The organism is Williamsia sp. R60, assembly GCF_054063855.1.
Genome location: NZ_JBSSGR010000002.1, coordinates 263,885 through 275,747 on the forward strand (window position 1 = coordinate 263,885; position 11,863 = coordinate 275,747).

Below are 11,863 nucleotides of genomic sequence, written 5' to 3' on the forward strand. Positions count from 1 at the left end.
CGCCCGCACTGAGCGTGGGCCCTCAATTCCAGGGCGCGATCGGATTGCCTTGCCAGCGGGTCGAATCGGGCACCACGTCGCCGCGCATCACCAGCGATGCCGGGCCGACGGTCGCCCCGTCGCCGAGCCCTGAGGCGGGCAGCGCGACGCAGTGCGGTCCCAGGGTGGCGCCGGCGCCCAGGACGACTTCGTCCATGGCCATCACCCGATCGTGGAACAGATGGGTCTGCACCACGCAGCCCCGGGCGACGGTGGCGCCGTCACCGAGGCGAACCAGGTCGGCCTCGGGCAGCCAGTACGTTTCGCACCAGACGCCCTTACCGATGTGGGCCCCGAGCATTCTCAGCCACAGGTTGAGGATGGGTGTTCCGGTGGCGGCGTTGGCGAACCACGGGGCCGCGACCGTCTCGACGAACGCGTCCGACAACTCGTTGCGCCAGACGAATGAGCTCCACAGCGGGTACTCGGTGGCCCGGATACGTCCCACCACAGCCCATTTGGCGGCGGCCGCGATGCAGCAGGCGGCGGCTCCGGCCACCAACAGCACCAGCCCGCTGACGGCTGCCGCAACGTAGATGTTCGATTCCTGCGAGATGTACTGCAGGCCGATCAGCACGAACAACCCCAGGCCGAAGGTGATCATCACCGGGATCAGACGCAACGTCTCCACCGATGCGCGGGCCACCTTCAACTTCATCGGCGGATCGAAGGTCCTCGAGGTGTCCGATTGCGCGGCCGCCCGGCGCAGTCGTACCGGTGGGCTGCCGAGCCAGCTCGACCCCGACTTGGCCTTGCTCGGGGTGGCCGAAAGCACCGCAACCAGAGAGTTCTTCGGAACTTTGCGCCCCGGCCCGGTCATCCCCGAGTTGCCGAGGAAAGCTCGTTTGCCCACCTTCGCCTCGTCGATGTGCATCCATCCGCCACCCAGTTCGTACGAGGCGACCATGGTGTCGTCGGCGAGGAATGCCCCGTCACCGACCGTGGTGAACTTCGGGATCACCAGTGCGGTCGAGATCTCCGTGCCCTTGCCGATGTCGGCGCCGAGCAACCGGAACCACCACGGTGTCAGCAGTGAGGCGTACAGCGGGAACAGGAATGTGCGGGCAGAGTCCATCAGGCGTTCGGTGGCCCACACCTGCCAGCCGGTCCGCGACCGCACCGGGTGATAGCCCTCGCGCATCCCGAGGGACAGCAGGCGCACCAGTACCACCGTGATGAATGCGAAGACAAGCAGGCTCACCATGGTCGCGGCAGGCAGGAGCGCGAGCGCGCGCAATGCCACCGATCGCAGCCGGTCCGCACTGCCGGCCCACGCGCCGATCACGGCGAGCCCGGCACACAGGGAGATGAGCGGAACGCCGGCCAGCGCGATGGACGACAAACCGAAGATCGGCACCCAATAGCTGCGCCGTGGCGGTCGGTGGTGGGGCCAGGGGCGCTGGGCCTTACCGGTTTTCACCGCGGGTGACCCGGCCCAGTGCTGGCCGCCCTTGACCCGGCCCATCACCGCCGAACCGGGTGCGATCTCGGCGTTGGCTCCAATGGTGGTGCCGGGCAACAAGGTCGAGCGCGATCCCACGCTTGCGCCGGCACCGATCTCGATGTCGCCGATGTGGACCACGTCGCCGTCGATCCACCAGCCGGCCAGGTCCACCTCCGGCTCGACAGAGCAGCCGTCGCCGAGGGTGATCAGGCCGGTGACCGGTGGGAGCGTGTGCATGTCCACGCCGTGGCCGATCTGAGCGCCCAGCGATCGGGCGAAGTAGATCATCCAGGGGGCACCGGCGAGGTTGGCTGCGCCGCTGGCCTCGGTGAGCCGCTCGGCGATCCACAATCGCAGGTGCACCGACCCGCCGCGCGGATAATCGCCCGGCTCCACCCCGGCGAGCAGCATGCGGATCCCGCCCGCGGCGATGGCCATCCGGCCCAGCGGGGTGATGAAGACGATGAACGCCGCCAACACCACCCACCAGTTCACCGGATGGATCCACGGTGCGTCGGTGAACCATGCGAGCACATTGTTGATCACCGCGAGCCAGGTGACCCACTGCAGCCCCGTGAGAGTTGTCAGCGGCACCGACAACGCCATCTGCGCAAGACCGGTCCGGCGGGGGGTGGGCCGAACGATGCGCTTTTCGGTCACCGCGCCGGGGTTGATGTCGTCGAGCATCTGCGCCAGCGAGCCGAGCCGAGGATGGTCGTAGAGATCCGCGACCGTCACCGTGGGGAAGCGCTCACGCAAGGCGGTGACCAACTGTGCCGCCGCCAGCGAACCGCCTCCCTCGGAGAAGAAGTCGGTCTCGGCGTCGGTGATCGACACCCCGAGCACCGCGGTCCAGCGCTCGGCCACCCACGCCTCGGTGGAGTTCAGGTCGCCGGGCGTCTGGTCGTCGCCGGACGACGGCAGCGGCCAGGGCAGCGCGTTGCGGTCGACCTTGCCCGACGTGCGGGTCGGCAGTTCGTCCACCAGGACGAGCCGGGGGATCAGCGCGGCGGGCAATTGGTCGGAGAGCCGGTCGCGGGCGAGTGCGATGTCGAAGTCGGGGTCGGTTGACACGAGATAACCCACGAGGACCGAGTTGCCCGCGGCGGACTTGCGCACCGCCGCGGCGGCGCCACCGACACCCGGCAGATGCTGCAGCGCGTTGTCGACCTCGCCGAGCTCGATCCGTCGGCCACCGACCTTCACCTGGTCGTCGGCGCGACCCATGAAGACCAGGCCTTCGGGTTCGAAACGCACCAGGTCGCCACTGCGGTACGCGCGGTCCCAGCCGAGTGTGGCCATGGGGGAGTACTTCTCGGCATCCTTGGCCGCGTCGAGATACCGGGCCAGACCCACTCCACCGATCACCAGCTCGCCGATCTCGCCGGGCGCAACGGGCTGCCCGTCGCCATCGACCACTGCGAGGTCCCAGCCGGCCAGCGGCAAACCGATGCGGACCGGCATGGTGCCGTCGAGCTGCGCGGCGCACGCCACCACGGTCGCCTCGGTGGGGCCGTAGGTGTTCCACACCTCGCGGCCGTCGACGGCAAGACGGGCACCGAGCTCGGGCGGGCAGGCCTCGCCGCCGAAGATCAGCAGTCGCACCGCTTCGAGGGCCTCCGGTGGCCACAGCGACGCCAGGGTCGGCACCGTCGAGACAACAGTGATGTCACGTTGCACCAGCCACGGCCCGAGGTCCATACCCGACCTCACGAGGGCACGTGGCGCAGGCACCAGGCATGCGCCGTAGCGCCAGGCGAGCCACATCTCTTCGCAGGATGCGTCGAACGCCACTGACAGGCCGGCCAGGACCCGATCACCCGGACCCAGCGGCTCGTCCTGCAGGAACATCTCGGCCTCGGCGTCGACGAATGCGGCGGCATTGCGGTGGGTCACCGCGACACCCTTCGGCGTCCCCGTGGAACCGGAGGTGAAGATGATCCATGCGTCGTCCTCGACGGTCGGTCGCTCGGCATCGGCCGGCCGGTCGACGTCGCTGTCACCCGAACGAGAAAGACCCAGGTCGGATGGCCACCGCAGGCCGTCGGCTCCGAGGACCGCCGCCACCTGGGCCTCGCCGAAGACGAGTGTCGCCCGCTCGGGTGGATCGTCGGCGTCCACCGGAACGTAGGCGGCACCGGCCGCCAGCGTCGAGAGGATGGCCAGGTACAGCTCGCGTGAGCCCGAGGGCATGCGGATCCCGATGCGGTCGCCGGGGCCGATGCCGCGGCTGCCGAGCCACGCCGCGCCCTCGTCGATCAGGTCGATGACCTCGGAGTAGGTGAGAACCAACTCCCCGTCGTCGATGGCGGGTGCATCCGGATGAGCTGACGCGGTTTCGGTCAGGATGTCGATCAGGGTGCGTGCGGTCGGCGCCTGCGCTGATCTGCTGAACTGCGCGAGGGTCGGAGCTGTCACCGAGGTCCTTTCTCAAGTCAAAGAATGCTCATTGTCGCAGCAGGTACCGGCCCCGCGAAGCCAACCAGATCACAAATCACCGTGTCTATTCGTGCGCGCGCAGGTCGCGAGGGCGCATTATGGGGTGAACTTCACCAACGGTTCGCCTTGGGTTCACCCATCCGGGGTAGCCGCCGTGGTCGCCGAAACCGCCGCGCCGCACGACTGGACGCCTGGAGGTTCGTCATGACCGTCACCACACACAGACACCCGAGTCTGCGCTCGTACCCGATCTGGCTGGGCTCTCGGCTGTTCGTCAAACCGGCCCTCGCCCTGTGGCCGATCAGCGTGTTCGGGCTCCGGCCGCTGTTCATGATCGATGAACTGTTCGCACTGGCCCCGGGCCCTCGCGGCGTCGTCCGCGAGCAGATGACCCTCGCCGGTCGGCCGGTCGAACTGATGGTGCCCGCCGGACCCAGCAAACGTGATGACGCGACCGCCGTGCTGTACCTGCACGGCGGGGCCCTGGTGGTGTGTGGGCTGGCCACGCACCGTGCGGTCGCGGCCCGCCTGTGCCTCGACATCGACCTGCCGCTCTACTCGGTGGCCTACCGGCAGCTCCCGGAGGCAGGGGTGGGCACCTCGGTTACCGACGCCTATCAGGCCTATCGCGAACTGGTGCTCGAGCGTGGTTTCAACCGCGTCATCGTGGCGGGGGATTCGGCAGGCGGATTCCTCGCCGCCAAGGTGATCGAGTTCGCCCACCGCGACGGCTTGCCGCGCCCGGTGGCGTACGTCGCCTATTCGCCGCTCCTCGATCTCGACATGGCGAGCAATCCTGATCGCACCAGCAGATCGGATGCGTACCTGCCGATGAACAAGTTCGCCAAGCTCGCCCCGAAGTTCGACGAAGGCCCGATCGCCCTGACCGGTGCTCGTTCGGTGGTGGACATCGACAGCGAGGCCTTCCCGCCGACGATCGTGGTGACCGCCGAGGATGAGATGCTCGAACCCGATGCGGTGGCACTGGTGGAGAAGTTGATGGCCGACGGTGTGCAGGCCGACCTGCACAGCCATTCATGGCAGGTACACGCCTTCCCGGTTCTCGCCGGTCGTCTGCCCGATGCCATGAAAGCAATCGCGAGGACCGCCGCATTTGCCACAGCAGCCGCGACCGGATCCGGCCGAAAAGGCCGCGGACGATCACTACAAGGAGTGGGATAGCCCGGTGAACAATTCTCAGCAACTACCGGAACTCTTCGCGACCGACTCGCTGATCAGCGACGACGAGCGCGAGATCCGGGACACCGTTCGGGCATTCGGATCGTCCCGATTGCGTCCACACATGGCTGAATGGTTCGAGGCCGGGCAATTGCCGGTACGAGAGCTTGCCACCGAACTGGGCGAGCTCGGTGTTCTCGGCATGCACCTGGACGGCTACGGCTGTGCCGGCATGTCGGCAACCACGTACGGCCTGGTCTGTACCGAACTCGAGGCCGTCGACAGCGGTCTGCGCAGCTTCGTCTCGGTGCAGGGTTCGCTGTCGATGTTCGCGATCCACGCCTTCGGTTCAGACGAACAGAAGCAGCGGTGGCTGCCGGAGATGTCGGCCGGACGTGCGCTGGGGTGTTTTGGCCTGACCGAGCCCGACTTCGGGTCCAATCCGGCGGGTATGCGCACCAACGCCAAGCGTGACGGCGACGACTGGGTGCTCAACGGCACCAAGATGTGGATCACCAACGGATCCGTCGCCGATGTCGCGGTGGTCTGGGCCCGCACCGATCTCGCGACGGGTTCGAAGGGGATCCGTGGGTTTGTCGTACCCACCGACACACCCGGGTTCAGCGCACCGGAGATCAAACACAAGATGTCGCTGCGGGCGTCGGTCACCTCCGAACTCGTCCTGGAGGACGTGCGACTGCCCGAGTCGGCGATGTTGCCGGGCGTCCAAGGTCTCAAGGGGCCACTCAGTTGTCTGAACGAGGCGCGATTCGGCATCGTGTTCGGTGCGCTCGGAGCGGCCCGGGACTGCCTGGAGACCGCAATTGCCTACGCCGGGGACCGCGAGGTGTTCGACAAGGCGCTGTCGGGATATCAGCTGACGCAGGCGAAGATCGCCGACATGTCGCTCGAATGGGGCAAGGGCATGCTGCTGGCCCTGCATCTCGGGCGGCTCAAAGATGCGGGGACGTTGCGACCGGAACAGATCAGTCTCGGCAAGCTCAACAACGTCCGCGAATCCATCGAGATCGCCCGAACCTGCCGGACGATATTGGGGGCCAACGGGATCACGCTGGAATATCCGATCATCCGGCACGCCAACAACCTCGAGTCCGTACTCACCTATGAGGGCACGTCCGAGATGCATCAACTCGTGATCGGCAAGGCGCTCACCGGCCACGACGCCTTCCGGTAATCCGTTGTGATCAAAGCTGTTTCGTTCGGGGTCGGCCTTTCGTTCAGGGCGCGCTGAACGGTTACCGAATCGCCTCGCCGCGCATAACTTCACTGCGAAGACACTCACAGCGAAGTTCCCGGAAGGCGGTTACCCAATGTCTGCACAGCTCGACGTTGTCAAGCTCGGATCGAATGTCGGCGCGCGTATCGATGGGGTGAACCTGTCGGGAGACCTTGCACCCGAATCGGTCTCGGCGATCAACACCGCCCTGCTCGAGCACAAGGTGATCTTCTTCCGGGGCCAGGACCACCTCGACGACGACGGTCAGCTGGCTTTCGCCCGAGCCCTCGGTATCCCGACCACCGCCCATCCGACGGTGACGTCGCGGGGTGACACGATTTTGCCGATCGACTCCGACTATGGCCGGGCCAACAGCTGGCACACCGACGTCACCTTCGTCGACCGCATTCCCAAGGCGTCCATCCTGCGTGCGGTCGAGCTACCGAGCTACGGAGGTTCAACGGTGTGGGCGAACACGGTTGCCGCCTACGAACAGCTCCCGGCATCGCTTCGGGCGCTCACCGAGAACCTGTGGGCTGTGCACAGCAACGTGTACGACTACGCGGCGAGCTCGGCTCAGTCGGTGGTGTCCCGGCACACCGAGGAGTACCGGGCCGAGTTCCAGTCCACCTACTACGAGACCGAACATCCGGTGGTGCGGGTACATCCCGAGACGGGTGAGCGTGCGCTGCTGCTCGGCCACTTCGTGAAACGATTTGTCGACCTGGGCAGCACCGAGTCGGCCGAGCTGTACAGCGTGCTGCAGGCACGGATCATCAAGCTGGAGAACACTGTTCGCTGGAACTGGCAGCCCGGCGATCTGGCCATCTGGGACAACCGGGCCACCCAGCACTACGCCGTGGCCGATTACGACGACCAGTACCGCCGGCTGAACCGCATCACCCTCGCGGGTGACGTGCCGGTGAGCGTGGGCGGCGAACGCAGCAGGGTGGTGGCCGGCGACGCATCGCACTATTCCGACATCGTCGATCCCCGCGAGTCGGACCGAGCGCTGGCGGTCTGATCGTCTGGGACGATCCCGCAGACGGGGTGTGCTGCCGGAAAGCAATCAATGGAACGGTCTGTGAAATGTGTTCCATTGGTGCTACCGTCACCCACATGACCGAGGCAATCGACACATCGACCTCTGACGCCGCCGAGGGCAAGCCCGCACCCGATGAGCACTACGCACGTCCGGAGGTGGTCGGCGCGCCGCTCGGACCCGACTCGCTGACCTGGAAATATTTCGGTGACCACCGTGTTTCGCTGCTGGGGCCGCGACCCGGGGTGCTCGAGAACATGCTTCCCGAACTCGGCCAGGCCGTACTGGAACACTCGGTGTTCTTCGATGATCCGTTCGCTCGCGTCAAGCGCTCGCTGCCGGGCATCTATGGGACGGTGTACGCCCCTGACGGCGACAGCGCGGGCCCCACGGTCCGCGACTTCCACACCGACATCAAGGGCACGATGCCCGGCGGCGACCGCTACCACGCGCTGAACCCCGAGACCTATTACTGGGCCCACGCCACCTTTCTCGACATCGTGCTCACCGCCACCGACCGCTTCATCAAAAAGCTGACGGACGCGGAGAAAGAGCAGATCTACGCAGAGTCGGTCACCTGGTACCGGCGCTATGGCGTGAGCGATCGGCCGATGCCGGCCAACTACGCCGAGTTCGTGAAGTACTGGGATCACATGGTCGACGAGGTGCTGATCCCGCACAAGACCGCGCGGTACGGCGTCGGTTACGTGACCAAGGGCTATCCGTTGCCTCCGGGGATGAAGCCGATCATCTGGAAACTGATCTCGCCGATCGTCAACCCGGTGGCGGCGTTCATCACCACCGGCGGCCTGCCTGCTCGCTCCCGCGAGCAACTCGGCCTGCCCTGGAGTGACCGTAAACAGCGCAACTACGAACGGTTCTGTGCGGCGGTACGCGCACTCGATCCGATCTACCGACGGTTGCCTGCCACGACCCGCTACAACAAGTACGCCCTGAAGGGGTTTGCAAAGGCCGGGGTGCGGCTCTGAGGGGTGGCCGTGTTCACTTGACCCATGCATGCTCTGAAGAAATTCGGCACCAGTCTGACGGTGATCGGTTCGCTGGTCCTGATGGTCTGTGTCGCGCTGCTGTCCGTGAGCTGGGCAAATGACGGCAGATGGGGCTGGTTCGCACTCGGGATGGTGATCATCGCCGTCAACATCGGCCTGATCGTCACCGAGTTGCGGCCCAAGCCCAAGCCGCTGCCGTGGACCTTGTCCGAGGTCCGCGAGGTCACCGACGGCATCGACAACGAGGTCAACGCCATCCGCAAACTCCGCCGGGCCGACCGCGGCCTGAGCCTGGAGAAGGCTGCGAAGCTGGTCCGTCAGGCCCGGTCCGAGCCCAGCGGTGGCAGAGACGGCGTGGCCTGAGCCGGCGGGTCGGCAGGTTGATCGGTCTGGTCGGCGAACTGCGTTCGATACAGCTCTGAGTACCGGCCACCACGCGACAGCAGGTCGAGGTGAGTGCCGCGTTCGATGACGTGACCGTCTTCGAGCACGAGGATCTGGTCCGCCGCTCGGATGGTCGACAGGCGGTGGGCGATCACCACCGATGTGCGGCCGGCGAGCGCTTCGGCCAGCGCCTCTTGCACCGCTGCTTCCGACGTGGAGTCGAGGTGGGCGGTGGCCTCGTCGAGGATCACGACGGCAGGATGGGCGAGCAGCAGGCGGGCGATGGTCAGCCGCTGGCGCTCACCACCGGACAGGCGGTAGCCGCGTTCGCCGACCACGGTGTCGAGGCCGTCGGCCAGACTCGCGACCAGACCGTCGAGGCGTGCCCGCCGCAGCGCGTCCCAGATGTCCTGTTCGTCGGCAGCGGGATTGGCCAGCAACAGGTTCGATCGCACGGTGTCATGGAACAGGTGGCCGTCCTGGGTGACCAATCCGATGGCTCGATGCAGTTCTCCACTCTCGAGATCGCGGACGTCGTTGCCGCCGAGGCGAACCGCGCCCGAGTCCACGTCGTAGAGCCTGGTGGCCAGCTGGGCGATGGTTGATTTGCCGGCTCCGGAACTGCCCACCAGCGCGACCATCTGGCCGGGTGGCACGGTGAACGACACGTCGTGGATGACCTCTTCGCCGCCCCGCTTGTCCAGCACCGCAACCTCTTCGAGCGACGCCAGCGACACCTTGTCCGCGGACGGGTAGCTGAAGCTGACGTGATCGAAGCTCAGCGACAGTGGTCCCTCGGGCACGGGGGTGGGATCGGGTTTGTCGGCGATGAGCGGCTTGAGATCGAGCACCTCGAAGACGCGCTCGAAACTCACCAGGGCGCTCATGATCTCGACACGCGCGTTGGCCAGCGCCGTCAGCGGTGCGTACATGCGGGTGAGGAGCAGGGCCAGCGACACCACGGCGCCGGCGTTGAGATGCCCGTTCACCGCGAGGTAGCCGCCCAAGCCGTAGACAAGGGCCAGTGCCAGCGCGGAGACGAGGGTGAGGGAGGTGACGAAGATGCTCTGCGCCACCGATCGCCGCACTCCGATGTCGCGCACTTTGTCGGCGCGCCAAGCGAATTCGTTCGACTCCTGATGTGGTCGTCCGAACAGCTTGATCAGGGTGGCACCCGGGGCGGAGAACCGTTCGGTCATCTGGGTCGACATCAGTGAGTTGTATTCGGCCGCTTCCCGCGACAGTGCGGCCATACGCTTGCCCATCCGCCTGGCCGGGATCACGAACAGTGGTAGCAGGACAAGCGCGAGAAGGGTGACCTGCCAGCTGATCGAGATCATCACGGCCAGCGTCAAAGACAGGGTGACGATGTTCGACACCACTCCCGAGAGCGTGTCGGAGAACGCGCGCTGTGCGCCGATGACGTCGTTGTTGAGTCTGCTGACCAGTGCGCCGGTGCGGGTGCGGGTGAAGAAGGCGATGGGCATCTTCTGCACGTGGTCGAACACCGAGCGGCGCAGGTCGTAGATCAGACCCTCGCCGATCGTGGACGAGAGCCAGCTGACCACCAGGCCGGTGCCGGCTTCGGCGACCGCGATGATGGCGATGAGGATCGACAGCCAGACCACGGTGGACGCGGCGCCGCCGTCGACGATGTTGTTGACCACCTGGCCGGCCAGGACGGGGGTGAGGACGGTGAGCACGGCCACCACCACGCTGAGCACCATGAACACCGCCAGCTTGCCGCGGTGCGGCCGCGCGAACTCGACGATCCGGCGCATCGATTCCCGGCGGTTCTCGCGTCTGCGTTCCTTGCTGAGGTCGGGTGCGTTCATCGACCGGTACAGCGTGTTCCTGGCAACCGACTCCATACTCATACAACCACTGTAGGAGTTAAAGTTAACTTGAAGTCAATTGAATATGCGCACAGCTGAATCCGCCCGGCCTCCGGGACGGTGCGGGTTTGTGGTGAACTGGAAAGACCTGTGCTGGACAGAGCTGGACGATGAGGAGATCACTGTGGCATTGCGACTCGGATACAAGGCTTCGGCAGAGCAGTTCAATCCGCGTGAGCTCGTCGAGATCGCGGTGGCGGCCGAGGCCCACGGTATGGATTCGGTTGCGGTGTCCGATCATTTTCAGCCGTGGCGTCACAACGGTGGGCATGCCCCGTTCTCGCTGGCGTGGATGGCCGCGGTGGGTGAGCGTACCGAGCGGGTGCAGATCGGTACCTCGGTGATGACACCGACCTTCCGTTACAACCCGGCGGTCATCGCGCAGGCCTTCGCTTCGATGGCGTGCATGTACCCCGGACGCATCATGGTCGGCGTGGGTACGGGTGAGGCACTCAACGAGTACGCAACCGGTTTTCAGGGGGAGTGGCCCGAGTTCAAGGAACGCTTCGCCCGTCTGCGCGAATCAGTCCGTTTGATGCGGGAGTTGTGGACCGGTGAAGAGGTGACGTTCGAGGGCGAGTACTACCACACCCAGGGCGCCTACATGTATGACATTCCCGAGCAGCCGGTGCCTGTGTACATCGCTGCCGGTGGCCCGGTGGTCGCCCGCTACGCAGGACGCGCTGGTGATGGTTTCATCTGTACCTCGGGCAAGGGCATGGACCTCTACACCGAGAAGCTGATCCCGTCGGTGAAGGAAGGGGCGGACAAGGCCGAACGCAACTTCGAGGACATCGACCGGATGATCGAGATCAAGATCTCCTACGACCCGGATCCTGAGCTGGCGTTGGAGAACTGTCGTTTCTGGGCGCCGTTGTCGTTGACCGCCGAGCAGAAGCACAGCGTCAACTCCTCCACCGAGATGGAACGCCTGGCCGACGAACTCCCGATCGAGCAGGTCGCCAAACGCTGGATCGTCGCCTCCGACCCCGACGAGGCCGTGGAGAAGGTCAAGCAGTACACCGACGCCGGCCTCAACCACCTGGTCTTCCACGCCCCCGGGCATGACCAGCAACGGTTCCTCGAGAACTTCCAGAAAGACCTCGAACCCCGCCTGCGCAAGCTGGGCTGACCGCCTGCCCTTCCCCGAAAGTGTGCCCTTTTGGCGAGCAAACTCCCAGGTGGGAGTCGCCA

Annotated in this window: 8 protein-coding genes; 6 read left to right on the forward strand and 2 right to left on the reverse strand. The window is 65.9% G+C overall.

Annotation, left to right across the window (positions count from 1 at the left end):
- Positions 1-22 precede the first annotated feature (22 nt).
- Complete coding sequence (locus tag ACVWY6_RS08140; protein WP_457537286.1) at positions 23-3,901, reverse strand: Pls/PosA family non-ribosomal peptide synthetase; 3,879 nt, start codon at positions 3,899-3,901, stop codon at positions 23-25.
- Positions 3,902-4,126: 225 nt separating this feature from the next.
- Here ACVWY6_RS08140 and ACVWY6_RS08145 point away from each other — a divergent pair, with 225 nt between their 5' ends.
- The 5 genes from ACVWY6_RS08145 to ACVWY6_RS08165 all read left to right on the forward strand — a co-directional run bounded on the left by ACVWY6_RS08145 (position 4,127) and on the right by ACVWY6_RS08165 (position 8,753).
- A complete protein-coding gene (locus ACVWY6_RS08145; protein WP_457537287.1) occupies positions 4,127-5,104 on the forward strand; it encodes an alpha/beta hydrolase fold domain-containing protein in 978 nt (325 codons plus the stop codon).
- 4 nt (positions 5,105-5,108) lie between these two features.
- The gene (locus ACVWY6_RS08150; protein WP_457537289.1) at positions 5,109-6,296 is read left to right on the forward strand and encodes an acyl-CoA dehydrogenase family protein; all 1,188 of its coding nucleotides are present in this window, start codon (positions 5,109-5,111) and stop codon (positions 6,294-6,296) included.
- A gap of 136 nt (positions 6,297-6,432) precedes the next feature.
- Positions 6,433-7,362, forward strand: a complete 930-nt coding sequence (locus ACVWY6_RS08155; protein ID WP_457537291.1) for a TauD/TfdA dioxygenase family protein — start codon at positions 6,433-6,435, stop codon at positions 7,360-7,362.
- A 95-nt stretch (positions 7,363-7,457) separates the two neighbouring features.
- Positions 7,458-8,369 carry an oxygenase MpaB family protein gene (locus ACVWY6_RS08160; protein WP_457537293.1) on the forward strand — a complete coding sequence of 304 codons (912 nt, stop codon included), beginning with the start codon at positions 7,458-7,460 and terminating at the stop codon, positions 8,367-8,369.
- Between the two features lie 24 nt (positions 8,370-8,393).
- The gene (locus tag ACVWY6_RS08165; protein WP_023956329.1) at positions 8,394-8,753 is read left to right on the forward strand and encodes a hypothetical protein; all 360 of its coding nucleotides are present in this window, start codon (positions 8,394-8,396) and stop codon (positions 8,751-8,753) included.
- Here ACVWY6_RS08165 and ACVWY6_RS08170 read toward each other — a convergent pair.
- Positions 8,708-10,651, reverse strand: coding sequence for an ABC transporter ATP-binding protein (locus tag ACVWY6_RS08170; protein WP_400724302.1), 1,944 nt, complete (start codon positions 10,649-10,651; stop codon positions 8,708-8,710). The genes ACVWY6_RS08165 and ACVWY6_RS08170 overlap by 46 nt on opposite strands.
- Positions 10,652-10,787: 136 nt before the next feature.
- On the opposite strand from ACVWY6_RS08170, the gene fgd reads away from it, so the two are divergent.
- Positions 10,788-11,801 carry a glucose-6-phosphate dehydrogenase (coenzyme-F420) gene (fgd, locus tag ACVWY6_RS08175; RefSeq protein ID WP_457538544.1) on the forward strand — a complete coding sequence of 338 codons (1,014 nt, stop codon included), beginning with the start codon at positions 10,788-10,790 and terminating at the stop codon, positions 11,799-11,801.
- Positions 11,802-11,863 lie beyond the last annotated feature (62 nt).